We start from the raw sequence: 22,429 nt of genomic DNA, 5'->3' as shown, positions 1-22,429 counted from the left end.
AATGATGAACAAGATGAAAAAAATAATAGTAGTATTTCTGTTTTTATCATTTTATGAAACAGGAAAAGCACAAACCTACATTCCGACACTTAAAAACAATACAGAACTGAATTATGTCTGCAAATTGCACGGACAGACCAGAACTTTATCCCTTAAAGCGGAAACAGCAAAAGGCGGTCTAACGTTTAAACTAGAAACTAGAGGCGTAAAAAGTAGTATTGTAATGCTTCCCGAAGCTGTTGAAAAAGGTAACGCCCTAAGCTTTAACCAAGGAGAATATGAGCCAGTTTTAAATTTAAAACCAACAGAAACTTTTTTTATGATTTCAAGATCGGCATATCAAGATCTAATAAAAAGTAGTTCATTCGTTTATAATAACACAACTTATGTTTTAGACAAAAGCGAAGATAAAAATCCTGTTTCTATTGATGGAAAAATAGTCGATGCTTTGCACGTAATCGCGCAAATTGATGAAACCGAAATGTGGATCGTAAAAAATCCTGAATATCCTTTAATCTGTAAAATAATTAAAAACCCGTTAGGGATAAATTTTGTTTTGGTGAAAGTAGATGATAAGTAAAGAAAATATTTTCCCTCCTGTTGTTTTGTAGTGCTGCTCTTTTTTTATCACAAAATGAGTATTTATTGAGAAATCGTTTGCGTAATAGTGAAAGTATTGAAATCTTAGTTTAAATTTACGAGAATTAAATTTTAAACTATAAATAATTGAAATTATGAGATTATCAGTCATCATCACTTTACTTTTTTGCTGCATTTGTTTTGGACAGAATAATACAGACACCAGTTTGTATATGAAGTCTGATAAAATTACTTATTTGACAGATATTGGCTCAGAAACAGGAGATTTATATAAAACCATTGGACATCACGGTCCAGCTGTTGAAAATGAATGGATGGCTTTAAGAATTTATTTTAGCGATAAAGTAGCGATTGATGTTTATTCTAAAGCTAAACCAGGTTTAGAGTTAAGAAAAGCAAATTGGTACCCAACACCGCAGCAGCAAAAAGAAGGATGGGGAGCTGATTATTATAAAGTAGCATCAACTGTTGGTTTGGGAGGTGTAAAACTTTGGGACGGCGAAAAAGTTGTGCCTTTAAATCCAGTAACAAATCGTTTAGCACGTGTAGGAAAAACAGATACTACTTCGTGGATGGAAATGATTTCTAGAGGGGTGCCATACAAAGGAAAAAAAGTAGACATCTTAGTTCGTGTTACAGTGTTTTCTGGTAAAAGAGAGGCTAAGGTTGAAGCAGTTTCTTTAAGCGGAGAAAAAGTGCAGTTTGCTACAGGAATTAATTATTTCAAAGATTTTGGAACTAAAAAAGGAACAAATTATATCGCAGTCTGGGGAAAGCATCCCGAAGATGTTGCCGCTGAAATCGTAGAGATTGGAGCAGCAATTATGTATAATCCAAAAGATTATGAAAAAAGTACAGATGATGGAACTCAATATTTATTGATCTCAAAACCTGCGAAAAATTTACAAACAACAATTATTTCTTCAAGTGCAAGAGAAACAGAATTAAACACTTTAGATAAATTGGAAGCTTACATTAAAAAATAAAGCATAAAAAATACATGTTTAGAATATCGGCTATAGTAGTACTATTACTTTTTTTATATTCCTGCAAATCGCAAAAGGTCTCTAAAAAAGAAGTTCAAATCGCTTTTATAGCCGATGTTCATTTACAAGATATTTTTGCAAAATTTGAGGATAACGATTATCAGGGAATCAAAAATCCGATTACTGGCGAATATGCCAATATCAGAACAATGAATTCTCAGCTGCATTCTACCAGAATTTTCAATGAAAATTATTTTGCCTTTTTAGAGGCCTTGAATAATATTGTAAAAAGAGGTATCAAACAAGTTGTGCTTCCAGGCGATTTTAGCGATGACGGACAACCCGTTCATGTGCGCGGATTGAGAAAAATACTTAATGAATATTCTCAAAAGTATGGTTTATCTTTTTGGGTGACTACAGGAAATCATGATGTTGTAAGGCCATTTTCGCAAGATGCAGCAAAAACTGATTTTCTGGGTAAAGATGGAAAAGAGCAGATTATAAGCAGTTCTAAAGAAAATGTCAACAAAAATAAAAGTGAATTAGAACCTATTATTACTTCTGATATAAAAAATTGGGGCTATAAAGAAACCATTCACGAAATGCGTGATTTTGGTTTTTTTCCGAAAAAAACAGATTTGTATTGGGAAACGCCTTTTTCAAATTATACGTATGACCAATATAATTTTGAAGAAGCGCAAAAAGAATCTTCTTTAGAAAAAAGAACGTATGTAATTAAAAATACCAGTTTGTTTCTTACAGATGCCAGTTATGTAGTTGAACCTATTAAGGGAATCTGGCTTTTGGCGATAGATGCCAACGCTTATGTTCCGAATGAGAAATTATCAGGAAAGCCAGATAATCCGCAAGATTTTTCAGGAGCCAATACAGGTTACAATAACGTTCTGATTTATAAAAGCCATTTGTTAAACTGGGTGAAAAAAGTTTCAGCAGAAGCGAAACAAAGAGGAAAAATACTGATAGCTTTCAGTCATTACCCAATGGTAGATTTTAATGACAACGCATCGCCTGAATTAAAACAGCTTTTTGGTGCCAATAAAATGCAATTACAAAGAGTTCCTGATGAAGAAGTAGCACAGCAATTTGCAGATGCTGGAATTCAGATTCATTTTGGCGGCCATATGCATATTAACGATACAGGAGTAAGAACTTCTGCAAAGGGGAATACTTTGTTTAATATTCAAACACCTTCATTAGCTGCCTATATGCCGGCTTATAAAATATTGACCATTCATTCTGATTCTGAGTTTGAAGTTGAAACAATTGTCATTGGCAAAGTCCATAAATTCAATAGTTTATTTCCTTTTTACGAAGAAGAATATGCTCATTTGCAAAACACTAAAAATGATCATATTTGGAATAAAGAAATTTTAAAAGCTGAAGATTATAAAGAATTTACAAATTGGCATTTAAAAGAATTGGTGCGTTTAAGATTTCTGCCAGAAGATTTTCCAGCTGATTTTCTAAAATCAATTATAAATATTTCAGGCAAAGATTTAGTAGAAATAAATAAAAACACATCAGAGATTGCCAAAGATTTAAAATCAAACTCCCTGTCAATTTCCGATTTTGAATCATGGACTGGTTTTGATATGATTTTCGATTTTTACCGTTTAAAAAATGCCGGTGAATTGGCTGTTTCACAAATTGTAAAAAAGAGATTAAAGCAATACGAATTGGTTTGCATCCAATTGAAAAAATCAAATAATCCCAAACTCGTTTTATGGGCCGAAATATTCTTGAAAACCATGAATGGAGAGCCTTCTAATCATTTTAAAATTGATTTAAAAAACAACAAAATTGATAATTTATCTGTTAAATAATTTTGATATTTATTAAGTCAAAAAGTTTAAATTGCATTTATAATTTATTTTAATGAAACAGCAATCCCTTGTAGCAGTCTTGTTTTTTACCATTTTTTATCATTCTTATTCACAGAATATAAAATTTGCGCATTATAATGACAATAACGGATTGTCTCATAATTCGGTGCGCCATATTGTACAGGATAAGAAAGGTTTCATGTGGTTTGGAACGTTTTCAGGATTAAATCGTTTTGACGGTTACCAGTTCAAAAACTATATGAGTTCTACACCTGGAAAGAATAAATTATACAACGATGACATAACAGCTTTGGAGCTGGATGAACAATCCAACCATTTATGGATTGGTACCAGAAAAGGATTGACTCTTTTCAAAATGGATACACATGTTTTTACCACTTTTTTTCATAAAAATGAAGATCCAAATAGTCTGCCCGACGACGAGGTGCGATCTGTTTATGTCGATAAATTTAAAAGAGTCTGGGTTGGTACTAAAACAAAAGGAGTATATCTTTTTTTTCTCAAAGAGAACCGATTTGAAAAAATTAAGCTTAAAGGTTTTGATTACGTAAAAGAAATTTTTGAAGACAAAAAAGGCAATGTCTGGATAGGAAGTTATGAAAAAGCATCGGTAGCAAAAATTACTATGGATGCAAAAGGAGCAATAGTAAAGATTAACAATTACACGCTATCTGTTCCAAATTCAAACATAAAAAATCCATATCTTAATTTTATTTACGAGGATGGCAAATCGGATATTTTTGTTGGAACCCGTGAAGGATTATACAAGCTCGATCGAGCCACCGACCAGTTTGTAAATTTATATATAGAAAACAAACAAATTAGAGGCGCTTTAGGTCCGTATTTTTTATCAGTAGCCCGCGCTCCAGACGGAAAATATTGGGTAGGAACTTTGGGAGGATTGTTGGTTTGTAATCAATTAGAAGACATTCAGAAAGGAAATTACAAATGGTATTATTCTATTTTATCAGATGACACTTCACTTGTAGATAATTTAATTTCAGCCCTTTATTTTGATGCATCAGGAGTTTTGTGGATTGGAACAGAAGATGGATTGGATAAGTATGATCCTTATGAAAATCAGTTCACTTTAAATAAAGATATATCACGTTCTATTGGCAATCAGGCACCTCGCATTAGGGGTTTTGCTAAAACTTATGACGAAAAAGTGATTGTGGCAACCTATCACAACGGACTTTTTATTTCTAATACAAAGGGCTCAACTCCTTTGCACAATACCGGAAAAGACATTGCCAGTATTTATTCTGATGATGGAAAAATATTTTATTGCGGTCTTTGGGATGGTAATATTTTAGTTTACAATTACGGCACAAATTCTTCGAGAGAAATAAAAGCTGGATTTGATAAATCGCCTGTTTTTGCTTTTAGAAAAATTACAGATGATTTGATGATAGTGGGTTCTTTTGGTGAAGGCGCAGTGATTTTGAATACTAAAACACTTCAAGTACAAACTTCTAGTAAACTTTTGCCAGACTTTCAAATTAATGCCATTGAAAGAGATGCCAAAAACAATGTTTGGTTTGCCACCGAAACAGGAGTGGTAAAATACAATATCAATTCAGGAAAAATAGAAACCTATTCATCCCTTTTTATCAAAGAAAAAGGAGTGCCGCACGATGAAAATGTCAGCGATATTTTAGTAGATGCAAAAGGAAAAATCTGGGCGTCAACACGTTTTGGATTATGTTTATACAATCCGAAAAATAATCAATTTGAGCCTGTAAAAAATCTAAAAGAACTTTCAGGCAAATGGATTACCGATATTTTATCTGATGCCAACGGAAATTTGTGGCTGAACATCAATAATAATAACATTGCTTTTGTTAAATCTAATTTAAAAGATATTAGTATCTATCACGTAAACAGCGGTAACAGACTAGACGTTTTTAGTTCTAGCGGCTTTTTTTACTTTAATAATTCTAATATTTTCCTTGGAGGTAAAAACGGAATTATTTCTTTTTCACCGCCAGAAATGAAAAGAAATAAATGGTCGCCGTTACCTGTCATATCCGAATTTAAAATTCAAAATGAGGAAGTATTTCCCGAAATGGAGATCAATGGAGAAATTCCGCTTTCAAAAGATTTGAATTATGGAAAAGAAATAGAACTTACCCATAAAAACCGCAATTTTTCGATTCAGTTTTCTGCTCCTTCATTTGCAAATGAAAAGCTGAATAAATTTCAATACATGCTGGAAGGTTTTGATAAACATTGGATTACGGCAAACAGTACTTCTAGAATAGTGCAGTATACCAACCTTTATCCAGGAAATTATGTCTTTAAAATAAGAGCAAGCAACAGTGACGGATATTGGAGTAAATCGGTTTCATATAAAATAAAAATCCTGCCTCCTTTCTGGCTTACGCCGACTTCTTTTTTACTGTTTTTAGCACTTTTATTTGGTGTTTTTTATTTCATCAGAAAAGAAATTAAAAACCGAATTCGTTTAAAGCAAGAATTGCTTACTGAAAAAGTAAACAGGGAGCACGACATTAAACTGAACAATGAGAAGTTACGCTTCTTTACCAATATTTCGCATGAATTAAGAACCCCGTTAACGCTTATTCTAGGTCCGGCAAAACAGCTTTTGGACGAAAGCAGCAATGCTACCGATTATGAAAAAAGCAGATACAATCTGATTTATCAAAATGCCAGCAGATTGCTGAATTTGGTAAATCAAGTATTAGATTTTAGAAAAGCACAATCTGGTGAATTAAAATTAAAGGTAACTCAAACGGATATTCTTGCTTATTCGAAAAATATATTCGATTCGTTTAAGGAAATGGCTTATAATAAAAAGATTAAGCTCAATTTTATTACTGAAGATGAGGAAATAAATGGCTGGCTGGACAATGATAAATACGATAAAATTCTTTACAATCTGTTGTCGAATGCCTTAAAGTTTACTAATAAGAACGGAAACGTAGATTTTTACGTCATGCTGAAAGATAGTGTTGAAGATATTTTAGTAATCGAAGTAACGGATGACGGAATAGGAATTCCATTAAAGAGTCAGGATAAAATTTTTAAACGTTTTTATCAGGCAACAAACAGTAAAGCCAATAATACAGGATCTGGTATTGGTTTGTCGCTGGTAAAATCTTTAGTAGCAATTCATAAAGGAACCATTTCTGTAGAAAGCACACCAGGTAAGGGAAGTACGTTTAAGGTTGAAATTCCAATTGACAGAGCATCTTATGAACATAAAGAAGTTTTTGAATATGCGCTGAAAAATGATAATCTGAGTATGCTTATTCCAGAAAAAGCGGCTAAGAAAATCATTCAGAACACAGAACTTAAAGAGAAAATTTTGGTAATTGAAGATAACAGTGAACTTAGAAAATATCTAGTTGACTATTTGTCTGATTATTACAAAGTTTATGATGCAGAAAATGGTGAAGAAGGGTTGAGAATCTGCAGACAAATTAAACCCATTTTATGCGTTACCGATGTTATGATGCCCGTGATGGATGGACTGGAATTTTGCCGACAACTTAAAAACGATGAGTTCATTAGCCATATTCCGGTGGTAATGCTTACTGCCCTTTCTGAAAACATGGATAAAGTTAAAGGGTATGACATGGGTGCAGACGGCTATTTGGTTAAACCCTTTGAGCCATTACTGCTAAAAACAGTTATTGAAAACATGATTAAATCAAGACTGGAGCTTAAACAGAAATTCTCTGGAGAAGTAGAAGGAAAAATCAGCATGCTGACTCACTCTCCAATTGACGAAGAATTTATGGAAAAAGTTACCAAACTAATCAATGATAATTTAAGCGAAGTAGATCTTTCCACAGAATTTCTATGCGATAAACTGGGAGTTAGTTCTTCAAAATTGTATAGGAAAATTAAAGAACTGACTGATTTGGCACCAAACGAATTCATCAGAACCATTCGTTTAAAAAAATCAGCAGAACTGCTTAAAACTAAAAAGTATAATGTTTCAGAGGTCACTAATTTGGTTGGTTTTAATGATCCATTATATTTTAGCCGTTGTTTCAAAAAACAGTTTGGTTTTCCGCCTAGTAAAATAATCAATTAGTTTTTAGCCGCTACTTACACGAATTATTTTTCGAAACATAGCCTAAGGTTTCCACTTTCGGCGCGCTTTTCAAATTCGCATTGCAAATCCACAATCTAATTTTTCAGGCTTTCTCACACAGTCTAAACCGTGGGCTGTATTAAAATGCGGGAATTAAAAAAAGTCAATAAAAAAGTATAAAAATCTTACAATAATTAAAATTATCCATGTTTTTGATGTATTAATCCATTTTGAACGGTAGATGTAATTCTATTTTTGTCTTATAACTTTTAAACTTTTTAGCATTATGAAAAAGCATATAGACACAGATAATCCGTTGAATAATTTAGATGAATGGGAAGATGATTTGTTGCTGCGATATCCTGATCCTTCAGAAAGTACACCAGAAAAACAAAAAGAAGAATTTAGAAATTACGTCGATTCGGAAAGAGTAGAAACGGTTAAGGAGTTTTATAGAATAAACCATACTTATCAGACTTATGATTTTGTATGCAGTAAAGAACAGGATTTCCTGCAGTTTAATAGAAAAGAAATGTCAATCTGGGAAGCTGTTGAGTTTTTAAATACACTTGTAGATGACAGCGACCCAGATATTGACTTAGACCAGACACAACATCTTTTACAGACTTCTGAAGCCATTCGAGCAGACGGACATCCAGATTGGTTTGTATTGACAGGATTTATTCACGATTTGGGTAAAGTTTTATGTCTTTTTGGAGAACCGCAGTGGGCGGTTGTGGGCGATACATTTCCAGTTGGCTGTGCTTATTCGGATAAGATTGTTTATTCGGAGTTTTTTAAAGAAAATCCAGATTATACCGACGAAAGATTCAATACCAAATTTGGTGTATATACAGAAAACTGCGGGCTGGATAATGTAAAAATGAGCTGGGGACATGATGAATATCTGTACCAGATTATGAAAGATTATCTTCCAGATCCAGCTTTATATATGATTCGCTATCATTCGTTTTATTCACAGCATAAAGAAAATGCTTATGCTCATTTGATGAATGAAAAAGACATCGAAATGTTTGACTGGGTAAGAAAGTTCAATCCCTATGATTTATATACCAAAGCACCTGTTAAGCCAGACGTAAAAGCACTACTTCCATATTATAAAGAATTAGTGGCTAAATATTTACCTGAGAAATTGAAGTTCTAGGAATATCAAAATTTCATTTGAAAGCTATCTAAAACCAAAATAATGTATAAAACCAAAACCAAAATATTTTTTATAAACCTTTTACTGCTTATCACGGCAGGAATTTCGGCTCAGGAAAAAGACCGCAACGACTGGGAAAATCCAGAGGTATTTCAAATTAACAGAGAACCTGCCCGTGCAGCTTTTCTTCCTTATGCAGATGAAACTTCTGCGATAAGCGATAAATATGAAAATTCACCTTGGTATTTTTCTTTAAACGGTAAGTGGAAATTTTCCTGGTCGCCAACACCAGATCAGCGCCCAAAAGATTTTTATAGAACGGATTTTAGCACCCTGCACTGGAAAGAGCTTCAGGTGCCTTCAAATTGGGAACTGAATGGCTATGGTATACCAATTTACACCAATATAACCTATCCTTTCGAAAAAAATCCGCCCTTTATAAATCATTGGGATAATCCTGTTGGTTCTTATAAAAAAGATTTTGTACTGCCTGAAAACTGGAAAAACCGACATGTTTTTCTTCATTTTGAAGCAGGAACATCTGCCATGTATATTTGGGTAAATGGTGAAAAAGTAGGATATACCGAAAACACTAAAAGTCCTGCAGAATTTGATATTTCTAAATATTTAAAACCTGGAAAAAATGATCTGGCTGTAGAAGTTTACAGATGGAGCGATGGCTCGTATCTGGAAGATCAGGATATGTGGAGACTTTCTGGAATTGATAGAAATGTATATTTATACAGCACAGATAATATTCGCATTTCAGATTTTTTTGCCAGACCAGATTTAGATACAAAATACAAAAACGGAAGTTTGAATGTCGAAGTAAGTTTAAAAAACCTTACGTCGACTGCTGTTAACAATCAAAAATTGACAGCAAAATTGGTAGATGCTTCTGGAAAAAACGTATTTACAAAAGAACTTAATGTCAATTTTGAAGCTTCAAAAATTCAGACAATCAATTTTTCACAAAAGGTATCCAATCCTAAATTATGGAGTAGTGAAACGCCAAAATTATACACCTTGCTTTTGACTTTAAAAAATGCAAAAGGAGAGATTATCGAAACCGTTTCCACTCAAATTGGATTCAGAAAAGTAGAATTAAAGGGCGGACAATTATTGGTAAACGGAATCCGAATAATGGTTCATGGTGTAAATATTCATGAACATAATCCAAAAACTGGACATTATCAGGACGAAGCCACGATGATGAAAGATATCAAAATGATGAAGCAGCTGAATATTAATTCCGTACGCTGCAGTCATTATCCAAACAATATTTTATGGGTAAAATTATGCAACAAATACGGTTTGTTTTTGGTAGATGAAGCCAATATCGAAAGTCATGGAATGGGAGTAGAGGGACAGCCTCTTATTTATATGAATCCAAAAACGAATCCTGGCCACCTTCCAGAATGGAGAGAAGCGCATCTGGATAGAATCTATAGTCTTGTTGAAAGAGATAAAAATGCGCCATCTGTCATTATTTGGTCATTAGGTAATGAAAGTGCCAATGGACCTGTTTTTCATGAAGCCTACAAATGGATCAAAAAAAGAGATAATACAAGATTAGTTCAGTTTGAGCAGGCAAAAGAAAATGAAAATACAGATATAGTATGTCCGATGTATCCAACAATTGCTTACATGAAGGAATATGCGGCACGTAAAGAAGTCAGCCGTCCATACATCATGTGTGAGTATTCGCATGCAATGGGCAATAGCAGTGGTAATTTTCAGGAATATTGGGATATCATTCGCGGCAGCAAAAATATGCAGGGCGGATTTATCTGGGACTGGGTAGATCAGGGATTTGAAGGAACAGATGAAGCAGGCAGAAAATATTGGACCTACGGCGGCGACATGGGGAGCCAAAACTATTTAAACGATGAAAACTTCTGTCACAACGGATTAGTTTATCCCGATAGAACTCCACATCCTGGAGCATTTGAAGTAAAAAAGGTATATCAGGATATTTTATTTAATGCCATTGATATCAAGAATGGATTAATTGAAATTGTAAATGATTTTGGATTTACAAATCTAAATAAGTACAACTTTAAATATGAGGTTTTAGAAAACGGTAAAGTAATTAAAGAAGGAATAATTAATGTTGCTCTAAATCCAAAAACAAAAAAGCAGTATAAGCTCGATTTACCGACATTAGAGTCAAAAGAAGGAACAGAATATTTATTGAATGTCTTTGCGTACACCAAAACGGGATCAGAATTACTGCCTCAGAATTTTGAAATTGCGAAAGAGCAATTTGTTATTGAAGACTCCAATTATTTTGCAAAATCAGAAAAGATAAATACTGCTAAAATTCAGGACGAAAAAGAGCAATTTGTTCTGACGTCAAATAATGTTGTTGTAAAAATCAGCAAATCAACTGGATTAATTTCGTATTACAGTTTAAATGGTGAGGAATATTTTAAACAATATCCTGAACCCAACTTCTGGAGAGCACCAACTGATAACGATATTGGAAATAAAATGCAGATTAGAACTAATGTTTGGAGAACGGCAGGAAAAAATACCACTTTAGAAAACATTCAGCAGACAGAAGAAAATGGGCAGCAGTATGTTATTGCAAAATTAAAACTGAACGATGTTGCATCTGATTATACTATCAAATATTCATTAGGAAATGATGGTGCTTTAGAAATACAATCATCTTATAAAAAAGGCAGTAATCCGTTACCAGAATTACCTCGTTTCGGAATGATTTTTACCTTGAAAAAGACATTGGAAAATCTGGATTATTATGGAAGAGGACCTTTAGAAAATTATCCAGACAGAAAAACAGCCTCATTCAAAGGAATTTATAATAGTAAGGTTGCAGACCAATATGTGCCTTATACACGCCCACAAGAAAATGGATACAAGACCGATATACGCTGGTTCAAATTGTCAAGCAATACAGGAAATGGCTTGGAAATAAAAGGTCTGCAGCCTTTATCTATGAGTACTTTGAATAATTATCCTAGTGATTTTGACGGAGGAATTTCTAAAAAGAATATTCACTCCAGCGATATTACCCCAAGAGAAGAAGTAGTAGTTTGTGTCGATTTAACACAGCGAGGTTTAGGAGGGGACAACAGCTGGGGATTGCCGCCGCACGAACAATATGTACTAACACAAAGTGAATACAGCTACGGATTTGTTATTCAACCAATAAAATAAGTTTGCAGTTTGCAGCCTCAGTATTCAACATAAACTACACTGAAAACTGCGACTGCGGCTGAATACTAAAAAAACTATCAACCGACCACTGAATATTAAAAAAATGAATAAGCCTACAAATGGAAGATTAATTTCCTTAGATGCACTGCGGGGATTTGTGATGTTTTGGATTATGAGCGGGGAACATATTATCCATGCTCTGGCAAAAGCAGCTCCAATTCCTGTTTTTATCTGGATGTCATCACAGCTGCATCACGCAGAATGGAATGGAATTACTTTTTATGATATGATTTTTCCTGTGTTTCTATTTGTTGCAGGAGTTTCTATGCCATATTCTTTTGAAAAGAAAATGAGTTTAGCGGGAGTAAAAACACCTCAGGAATTGCCTTCAAAAGAAAAACGAAAGATTTATTTTTCCATGCTGAAAAGAACCTGTATTTTACTGGTTTTAGGTCTTGTAGTAAATGGATTGTTGCGATTTGACGGTGTTGACCACACGCGTTTTGCAAGCGTTTTAGGGAGAATTGGACTAGCATGGTTTTTTGCCGGAATCATCTATTTGAATTTTGATTTGAAAAAACAATTGATCTGGTTCTTCGGAATTTTAATTGGTTATTATGCTGCAATGAAATGGATTCCCGTACCAGATTTTGGAGCTGGAGTTTTGACCAAAGAAGGATCGCTGGAGGGCTATATTGACCGTTTGCTTTTACCCGGCAGACTGCACAGCACAGTTTACGATCCAGAAGGCATATTTTCAACCCTGCCTGCTATTTCGACTGCTTTGCTGGGTGTTTTTACGGGAACATTTTTAAAATCAAAATGTCATTTATCTATAAAAGTAAAAGTTCTTTTAATGGCTCTTGCAGCAGTAATTTTAATTATTGCTGGTTTAATTTGGGATATTAATTTTCCAATCAATAAACATTTATGGACAAGTTCTTTTGTTTGTTTTGTTGGCGGGTTTAGTATTTTATTTTTTGTTTGTTTTTATTTAATTATCGATTTACTGGATTTTCATAAATGGGCGTTCCCTTTAATTTTAATTGGTTCAAATTCTATTTTAATTTACATGGCCGCCGAAGGTTTAGTAGATTTTAAACATACGGCAGATTATGTCTTTGGCGGACTTATAAATTTTCTGCCGCTTATTTGGCAGCCCGTATTTGCCGCTTTATCAGTAACTGTTATACAGCTTCTTTTACTTTATTTTCTATATAAAAGAAAATGGTTTCTAAAAATTTGATACAAATCAAATCTTAAAATACATTTTACTATCTAACCACACAATAACCACACAATTATGAATGTATTACAAACCGCAGATTACATTGTTTTCTTTATTTACTTTGTCATAGTTACAGCTTATGGAATGTATATTTACAGAAGCAAGAAAACTGCAGCCACTAGTTCCAACGAATATTTTTTAGCCGAAGGATCGCTAACTTGGTGGGCAATCGGAGCTTCTTTGATTGCTTCGAATATTTCAGCAGAACATTTTATAGGTATGAGTGGCTCGGGGTTCGCCATCGGACTTGCGATTGCTTCTTACGAATGGATGTCGGCTGCCACATTAATTATAGTGGCAATGTTTATTTTACCAGTTTATCTTAAAAACAAGATATTTACTATGCCGCAATTTTTGGCCAAAAGATATAGCGGAACAGTCAGTACTATTATGGCTATTATTTGGCTGTTAATATATGTATTTGTAAATCTTACGTCTATTATTTATTTGGGAGCTTTGGCGATTTCATCTATTGCGCCGGTAAGCTTTCAGTTTTGTGTTATTGCATTAAGTTTATTCTCGGTAATTGTTACTTTAGGGGGAATGAAAGTGATTGGATATACCGATATGTTTCAGGTTATAGTCCTAATTCTTGGAGGATTGGTAACAACTTATTTAGCTCTAACATTACTTTCGGATCAGTTTGGTTTTGGAAAAGACATTTTAAAAGGACTTTCTATTATTGCCCGTGAAGCACCAGGACATTTGCATATGATATTAGACGAATCGAATCCGCATTACAATGAACTGCCTGGAATGTCTGTTTTAATAGGCGGTATGTTAATCAATAATCTGGCGTACTGGGGATGCAATCAATATATTGTTCAGAGAGCTTTGGGAGCTGATTTAAAAACTGCCCGTAAAGGAATTTTATTTGCTGCTTTCCTAAAATTATTGGTTCCAATTATAGCTGTTTTACCAGGAATCGCGATGTTTGTAATGCATGAAAACGGCATGTTTCAGCAGGAAATGGTAGATGCTGCTGGAGTTTTAAAACCAGATCATGCGTATCCAACTTTAATGAATTTACTTCCTGCAGGTTTAAAAGGAGTAGCTTTAGCGGCTTTAACAGCTGCAATCGTAGCTTCTTTAGCCGGAAAAGCCAATAGTATTTCGACTATTTTCTCTTTAGATATTTATAAAAAATATTTTAATTCTCAGGCATCAGAAAAAAAGCTGGTTCGTACAGGAAGATGGTGTGTGGTTGTCTGCATGATCATTGCCGCTTTTGTTGCGCCGGCATTAAAATCATTAGATCAGGCCTATCAATTCATACAAGAATATGTGGGCTTCTTTTCTCCTGGAGTTTTAGCCATTTTCTTATTGGGAATGTTCTGGAAAAAAACAACTCCGTCAGCGGGACTTGCAGGAGCATTATTGACAGTTCCACTTGCGGCAGTTTTAAAATTCCTTCCAATGTGGACAGAAGGCGCTTTCCCAGATTATCCTTTTTTAGACAGGATGACTATTGTTTTTTTCATGATTGTGTTGATAATGGTTGGAATAAGTCTGGCAAAACCAGTTTCTGAAGAAGAATCTGAAATCCATAAAATAGAGGTGGATAAATCAATGTTTAAGGTGTCTTCAGAATTTATTATCGGGTCATTTATTATCAGTGGCGTTTTAGTGGCTTTATATACTGTTTTTTGGTGATTTTAATTAGTAATTGAAAAGAAATAAGTATGAATATTTACAACAAACAAGTTTTCAAGAATTGCTTCATTTTGTTTTTTCTTTTGCAGCTGAGCTTCAATCCAGAAACGTATGCTTTTAAGAAGAAAGATTATATAATAACTGCTTATGGCGCCGTAGGAGATGGTAAAACTTTAAATACCAAAGCTATTCAGAAAGCTATCGATGCAGCAAATAAAAATAAAGGAGGAAGAGTTATTTTTTCTAAAGGTAAATTTCTATCCGGGAGTATCGTTTTAAAAAGCGGAGTAGAATTGTTTTTTGAAGAAGGGGCAGTATTATTAGGAAGCATCAATCCAAATGATTATCCAAAGTACGGAGAAATAAGAGCTTTGATTGTAGCAAATGAATCAAAAAATATTGCCGTAAATGGAAAAGGAATTATAGATGGACAAGGACGAGAACTGGCATTGGCAATCGACAGCCTGCATCATACTGGAGTTCGAATTGATCCAAAATACAATTATAGAAGAATGCGTCCTGAAGATGGAAGAGGAAAACTCATTTCGTTTGTAAAATGCGACTCGATAACCATGACCCATATTACCTTAAAGAATAGTCCAGGCTGGGTGCAGTGTTTTACAGATTGCAAAAATATTGTAATTGATGCTATGCAAGTCAATAGCAGAGCTTACTGGAATAATGATGGGATTGATATTGACGGATGCGAAAATGTTCGCATAACCAATTGCAATGTAAATGCAGCAGATGATGGAATATGCTTAAAATCAGAAGTACCGGGCTTGCATAATAATAACATTTACATTGCAAATTGCACGATCAGATCAAGTGCCAATGCCGTAAAATTTGGAACTGGCTCTTATGGCAGTTTCAAAAATGTAACAATTGAAAACATCAATGTTTTTGATACGTTCAGATCGGCAGTTGCAATTGAATCTGTTGACGGGGCAGCAATTGAAAATATTAATGTTTCCAATATAACCGCTGTAAATACAGGAAACGCAATATTGATTCGTCTTGGCCATAGAAATGGAGATAAACCGGGATATATCAAAAACGTATCGGTTAAAAATGTAAAAGTGCAAGTTCCTTTTGGGCGTCCAGATATAGATTACGATATGCGCGGGCCAGAAGTAGATTATTTCCATAATCCGTTTCCTGCTTCTATCGCTGGAATTCCAGGACACCTTATAGAAAATGTGACTTTAGAAAATATAGAAATTACATATCCCGGAAGAGCTTCAAAAGGAATGGCATATCATCCTTTAAGCAGATTAAAAGATGTAAAAGAAAACATAAGCGGTTATCCTGAATTTACCATGTTTGGAGAACTGCCTTCTTGGGGTTTTTACGTTCGTCATGTAAACGGAATCGAAATGAAAAACATAAAACTGAAACTGGAGAAAGAAGATTTTCGTCCCGCTTTTGTTTTTGATGATGTACAAAATCTGACAATGAAAGGTATTGATGTTCCTTCTGATAAAATCAGCCAAATTATTTTTAAAGATGTTCCATCAAGTAATTTGGACAGCGAATCTTTAAAAAGGAAAATAGAGCCAGAACAAAATAAGTTTGAACTGCCTGCTAAATAAAATTGCGCCGCAGAGACGCGAACCAGCAGTATAAAATTAAAAAAATAAACCGAAAACTTTGCTAAAGCTATTTTAAACAAGGTTTTTAATAAATAAAGTAAAATGAAAAAGAAATCTATAATTGCGATCCTGATTTTTTGTCTGTCTTTAACAGTCTCGGCACAGAATGTTTATGACGTTAAAAAGTACGGAGCAAAAGGAGATGGTAAAACCAATGATGCAGCAGCCATTCAAAAAGCAATTGATGCCTGCAGTAAAACCGGAGGAAGAGTTTTAATTCCGGCACCATTTACATTTTTAGCTGGACCAATTGATGTTAAATCAAAAGTAGATCTTCATATCGAAGCAGGAGCAAAATTATTGGCTAGTCCAGATGAAAAGTTATATACAAAAAGCGCTTTTAGGACCAATCCAGGAGAAGGTACAATATGGATTGGAGGAGAAAATGTAGAAGATTTTACCATTAGCGGAAGCGGCAAAATTGATGGAAACGGAATTTCTTTCATGGGCGAGGAATTAGAAGATTCGTATGTTTTAAAACCATTTAATGTACTGGATCCAAGACCGCATGTGTTAACCATTATTGGAGGAAAAAATATCAGAATCAAAGATGTTCATATCGGAAATTCAGCTTATTGGACCATACATTTAGTAGGTTGTAACGATGTTGTAATAAGCGGGATTACTTTATTGAACAGTTTAAAAGTACGCAATAGCGATGGTATCGATTTGGATCATTCTAAAAACGTAAGAATCAGCGATTGTTATATCGAAAGCGGTGACGATTGCATTTGTTTAAAGAACAGAAGGGAATTTGAAGAATTTGGCGCCTGCGAAAATATAACAGTGACTAATTGTACAATGACCAGCAGCAGCTGTGCGATCAAAATTGGATCAGAAAACATGGATGCAATCAGACAAGTAGTGTTCAATAATTGCATCATTAAAAACAGCAATCGAGCATTAGGAATTCAGAACAGAGATGAAGGAACAGTGAGCGATGTCATTTTCTCAAATATCATTATCGAAAGTAAGTTGACCACAGATACTTGGTGGGGAAAAGCAGAACCCATTTATGTAACGGCTTTTAGCAGGGCAAAAGGAAATCATAAAGATGCCAATTGGCGTTTTCCAAAAGGTGCAACAGAAGGAAAAGTGGGTGAAATAAAAAACATCTATTTCTCTAATATTCAATGTACAGGAGAAAATGGTGTGTTTGTGAGCGGCGAATCAAAAGATAAAATAAAGAATATTGTTTTTGACAATGTGAGTATTTTTATAGATAAGACAACATCTTTTCCAGGTGGAGTATACGATAGAAGGCCTTCTAATGTTGAAGGTTTTGTAAAAGGAAGTACTTCGGGATTTTATTTTGATGCTGCTGAACGTATTAAAGTTCAGAATTGTACTGTACAATGGGGGAAAAATAAACCAGAATATTTTAAACATGCAGTAGAAAGTAAAAACGTAGATCAATTAATCGTAACAAATTTAGACGGAGAAGCAGCTTTTCCAGCTAAATTAGAGGCAGTAAAAAAATAATTCTTTCATTCCAAAAACTATGAAAAATAAGATCCTTACAAAATTTACTATTTGTGGTATTCTTTTAAGCAGTTTTTATATAAATGCTCAAAAAGTAACTTTAGAAGTAGATGCCTCTAAAACCATTACTAAAATCCAGCCAACCATGTTCGGGTTATTTTTTGAAGATATCAATTTTGCTGCAGATGGAGGGCTATATGCCGAAATGATTAAAAATAGATCTTTTGAATTTGAAAAACCTTTAATGGGATGGGAACAGCCCAATACAAAAAGATCTTCATTAAATAAAGAATCGGGTAGCGCAGCGCCAATAAAAATTGAGGCAGATAATACTGTTTTTTGCAGAGTTGAAATTAATAATGCAAAAGGTTATGTTTTAATAAATGAAGGTTTTAGAGGAATGGGAGTGAAAAAGGATGCAAAATATAACCTTTCTTTAAAAGCAGCAAATCATAACCAAGGTGTCAAAAAGATTATATTTCAACTTATTGATAAAGATCAAAAAGTAATTGGAGAAACCAGTGTCGATCCAAAATCTGAAAAATGGACCAATTATACCGCACAAATAACAGCACTTCAAACGGAAGCCAAAGCAAAATTGAAAATAACTTTTGAAGGAACAGGAACTATAGATTTAGATATGATTTTCATTGTTTCCTGAGGATACTTGGAAAAACAGAAAAAATGGTCTTCGTAAAGATTTGGTGCAGCTTTTATATGATATGAAACCTGGTTTTTTACGCTTTCCGGGAGGCTGTATTGTTGAAGGAAGAACGTTGTCAGATCGTTACCAATGGAAAAAATCAGTTGGAAATGTAGAAGACAGAAAAACGATGATGAACCGTTGGAATGTAGAATTCAGTCATAAACAAACGCCAGATTATTTTCAAAGTTTTGGATTAGGATTTTTTGAATATTTTCAGCTTTCAGAAGATATTGGTGCAGAACCGCTTCCCATTTTAAGCTGCGGCATGGCTTGTCAGTACAATACTGGTCAATTGGCTCCAATAAACGAACTTGACCCTTATGTGCAGGATGCTTTAGATTTAATTGAATTTGCCAATGGTGCTGTCACAACTACTTGGGGGAAAATCCGCTCGGATATGGGGCATCCAAAGCCATTTAATCTAAAATATATTGGAGTTGGAAACGAACAATGGGGACCTGATTATATTGAAAGATATAAAGTTTTTGAGAAAGCAATAAAAGCAAAATACCCAAACATCATTATTGTATCTGGAAGTGGTCCTTCTCCAGACGGTGAACATTTTGATTTTGCTATGGAAGAACTTAAAAAACTTAATGCTGAACTTGTAGATGAGCATTATTATAAAAGTCCGCAATGGTTTAGAGAAAATGCCGGGCGTTATGATAATTATGACAGAAAAGGTCCCAAAATATTTGCTGGAGAATATGCTGCTCAAAGTGTTTCAGGAGCCAATCCGAATAACAGGAATAATTGGGAATGTGCTTTTTCTGAAGCTGCTTTTATGACCGGACTGGAAAGAAATGCAGAAGTAGTTCATCTAACATCTTATGCCCCTTTAATGGCTCACGAAGATGCTTGGCAATGGACTCCAGATATGATTTGGTTTAATAATCTACAATCTTATGGTTCCGCCAATTATTATGTACAGCAATTGTTTTCAACCAATAAAGGGACAGATTTATTGAGTATTACTAAAGAAGCTAAACCATTAACGGGGCAAAACAATTTATACGCATCTGCAGTAAAAGATGCCAATACAAAAGAAATAATTGTGAAATTGGTTAATACATCTGCATCAAATCAAGAGGTTTCGATTGATTTGAAAGGAGCAAAATTAGGTTCAAAAGGAAGTATAATTACACTTGTAAGTCCGAATGTTCAGGATGAAAATACGTTTGCAGATCCGAAAAAAATAAGTCCGAAAACAGGCGAATATAAAATTGCAAAAGGGAAACAGCAATTGAATCTTCCTGCGTATTCGGTAACGGTTTTAAAACTGAAAACTATTTAATTAAAAATTTAAAAATGATGCTTTACAATCTTTTAAGAAAAAGTTTTTTGCTTTTGTTTTTGTTCCGTTTTGTGGGTTATGCCCAAGATTTAAAACTCCAATACAATCAGCCCGCTGTTGAATGGACAGAAGCTCTGCCAATTGGAAACGGAACACTCGGCGCAATGGTTTTTGGAAGAATAGATTCTGAATTAATTCAGTTGAACGAAGCAACTTTGTGGAGCGGCGGACCTGTGCAGAAAAATGTAAATCCAGATGCTTTTAAGAATCTGGCTCTAATTAGAGAAGCACTAACGAATGAAGATTTTGAAAAAGCCTATGCTTTGACTAAAAACATGCAGGGGGCTTACAGCGAAAGTTTTATGCCCTTGGGAAATCTTATTTTGACACAGGATTTTGACGGACAAAAAGCAGCATCTTATAATAGAAGTTTGGATTTACAAACGGGATTAGCATCTACCAGTTTTAAGATAAACGGTGTAAATTACAAAAGAGAAATATTTGCTTCGGCACCAGCGCAATGCATTGTAATTAAACTTTCGGCAGATCAGTTGAAGAAACTCTCAGTAACAATTGATGCTTCAAGTCTTTTAAGAAATCAAAAAACAGTACAAAATCAGTCAGTGGTTTTAAAAGGCAAAGCGCCTTCGCATGCAGATCCGAATTATATTGATTATAACAAAGAACCAATCGTTTATGAAGATGCATCTGGCTGTAGAGGAATGCGTTTTGAATTGATTATTAAACCCGTAATAAAAGAAGGTGTAATGAATTCTGATGGAAATAAATTAGTAATTAAAAATGCATCTGAAATACTACTTTTCGTTTCGGCAGCGACCAGTTTTAATGGCTTTGATAAATGTCCAGACAGCGAGGGAAAAGATGAACATAAATTCGCAGAAAATCCAATTAAAAAAGCTGTAACAAAGAAATATGATAATTTACTAAAAGATCACGTTGCAGATTTTCAGCATTTTTTTAATAGAGTTTCTTTAAAGCTTAATGAAAAAGAAACCGATAAATCGAATCTGCCGACTGATACAAGATTAGAGCAATATGCAAAAGGCGAAAAAGATGCTGGTCTTGAAGCTTTATTTTTTCAGTTTGGGCGTTATTTGTTAATTTCTTGCTCGCGTACACACAATGTGCCGGCCAACCTTCAGGGAATCTGGAATAACAAACTTCGTGCACCTTGGAGCAGTAATTATACGACAAATATTAATTTGCAAATGAATTATTGGCCTGTTGAATCGGGAAGTTTGTCCGAATTGTTTTTTCCGCTTGACGAGTTCATTAAAAATGTTTCGGTAACAGGAACAGAAACAGCCAAAAGTTATTATCATGCCAATGGGTGGGTACTGCATCATAATTCAGATATATGGGCAATGACCAATCCTGTAGGTGATTTTGGAAAAGGAGATCCTATGTGGGCCAACTGGTATATGGGAGCCAACTGGCTGAGCAGGCATTTATGGGAACATTATGAATATACAGGTGATAAAGAATACTTGAAAAAAGTATATCCAATTATAAAAGGAGCAGCAGAATTTAGTTTAGACTGGCTTCAAAAAAACAAAGACGGCTATCTGGTAACGATGCCTTCGACATCGCCAGAGAACAAATATTTTTATGATGGAAAAAAGCAAGGAACTGTAACGACAGCTTCTGCCATGGATATCGGAATCATAAAAGATTTATTTGAAAATACCGTAGAAGCATCTAAAGTCCTAGGCACCGATTTAGAATTCAGGCAAAAAGTTAACAAAGCTTCAGATCAATTACTTCCTTTTCAAATTGGAAATAAAGGACAACTTTTAGAATGGTATAAAGATTTTGAAGAAGAAGATCCGCATCACAGGCATACATCACATCTTTATGCTTTACATCCTGCAAATTTAATAGCGCCGCTAAAAACACCAGATTTGGCTGCGGCAGCAAAGAAAACATTAGAATTGCGCGGCGACGATGGTACGGGCTGGAGTCTGGCATGGAAAGTAAATATGTGGGCGAGACTTTTAGATGGGAATCACGCTTATAGATTATTTAAAAACCAATTAAGATTAACAAAAGAAAACAATACCGAGTATAGCCGACATGGCGGGTGTTATCCAAATCTTTTCGATGCTCATCCGCCTTTTCAAATCGATGGGAATTTTGCAGGAACAGCTGGTGTAATAGAAATGCTCATGCAGAGCCAGAACAAAGAAATACATCTGCTTCCCGCTTTACCAAATTCGTGGACAGACGGAGCAATAAAAGGGATTACAGCAAAAGGTAATTTCACTGTAGATATTAAATGGAATGATGGCAAAATGAGCCAGGCCAAAATTGTATCTAATAAGGGAGGCATTTGTGCTGTAAGAGCAGGAGAACCATTCGTAATTGAAAAACTTAATATCAAAAGCGAGAAATCGTCTATTGGTTACACCGTAGTATTTGAAACTAAAAAGGGAACATCTTATACCATAAAACCAGTCAATTAAAAATAT

Annotated in this window: 11 protein-coding genes and 1 pseudogene; all 12 read left to right on the top strand. The window is 34.4% G+C overall.

All coding sequences use genetic code 11. From position 1 onward, the window contains the following. The first annotated feature begins 13 nt into the window (after positions 1-13). Positions 14-580 carry a hypothetical protein gene (locus QE431_RS14095; RefSeq protein ID WP_307296996.1) on the top strand — a complete coding sequence of 189 codons (567 nt, stop codon included), beginning with the start codon at positions 14-16 and terminating at the stop codon, positions 578-580. Between the two features lie 154 nt (positions 581-734). Continuing rightward, positions 735-1,586: a DUF4861 family protein gene (locus QE431_RS14090; protein WP_134140284.1), complete on the top strand. Its 852-nt coding sequence runs from the start codon at positions 735-737 to the stop codon at positions 1,584-1,586. A 14-nt stretch (positions 1,587-1,600) separates the two neighbouring features. Continuing rightward, positions 1,601-3,430: a metallophosphoesterase gene (locus QE431_RS14085; RefSeq protein ID WP_307296994.1), complete on the top strand. Its 1,830-nt coding sequence runs from the start codon at positions 1,601-1,603 to the stop codon at positions 3,428-3,430. A 52-nt stretch (positions 3,431-3,482) separates the two neighbouring features. Then, a complete protein-coding gene (locus QE431_RS14080; protein WP_307296991.1) occupies positions 3,483-7,517 on the top strand; it encodes a two-component regulator propeller domain-containing protein in 4,035 nt (1,344 codons plus the stop codon). Positions 7,518-7,803: 286 nt separating this feature from the next. After that, positions 7,804-8,682, top strand: coding sequence for an inositol oxygenase family protein (locus QE431_RS14075; RefSeq protein ID WP_057116332.1), 879 nt, complete (start codon positions 7,804-7,806; stop codon positions 8,680-8,682). A gap of 42 nt (positions 8,683-8,724) precedes the next feature. Beyond that, positions 8,725-11,865, top strand: coding sequence for a glycoside hydrolase family 2 TIM barrel-domain containing protein (locus QE431_RS14070; protein WP_307296985.1), 3,141 nt, complete (start codon positions 8,725-8,727; stop codon positions 11,863-11,865). Positions 11,866-11,968: 103 nt separating this feature from the next. Further along, entirely contained in the window at positions 11,969-13,111 is a 1,143-nt protein-coding gene (locus tag QE431_RS14065) for an acyltransferase family protein (protein WP_281866055.1), read from the top strand. A gap of 57 nt (positions 13,112-13,168) precedes the next feature. Further along, a complete protein-coding gene (locus tag QE431_RS14060) occupies positions 13,169-14,806 on the top strand; it encodes a sodium/sugar symporter (protein WP_307296983.1) in 1,638 nt (545 codons plus the stop codon). 29 nt (positions 14,807-14,835) lie between these two features. Beyond that, positions 14,836-16,398, top strand: coding sequence for a glycoside hydrolase family 28 protein (locus QE431_RS14055; RefSeq protein WP_307296980.1), 1,563 nt, complete (start codon positions 14,836-14,838; stop codon positions 16,396-16,398). Between the two features lie 102 nt (positions 16,399-16,500). Continuing rightward, on the top strand, positions 16,501-17,940 hold the full coding sequence (locus QE431_RS14050; RefSeq protein WP_281866053.1) for a glycoside hydrolase family 28 protein: 1,440 nt from the start codon (positions 16,501-16,503) through the stop codon (positions 17,938-17,940). 19 nt (positions 17,941-17,959) lie between these two features. Continuing rightward, a pseudogene (locus tag QE431_RS14045) lies at positions 17,960-19,940 on the top strand (alpha-L-arabinofuranosidase C-terminal domain-containing protein). Between the two features lie 14 nt (positions 19,941-19,954). Continuing rightward, the gene (locus QE431_RS14040; protein WP_307296978.1) at positions 19,955-22,423 is read left to right on the top strand and encodes a glycoside hydrolase N-terminal domain-containing protein; all 2,469 of its coding nucleotides are present in this window, start codon (positions 19,955-19,957) and stop codon (positions 22,421-22,423) included. The last annotated feature ends 6 nt before the right edge of the window (positions 22,424-22,429 follow it).

It is taken from the genome of Flavobacterium sp. SORGH_AS_0622 (assembly GCF_030818825.1).
Lineage (GTDB): Bacteria > Bacteroidota > Bacteroidia > Flavobacteriales > Flavobacteriaceae > Flavobacterium.
Note: the sequence above shows the minus strand (reverse complement) of the source record. Positions and strands in the feature narration are given on the sequence as shown.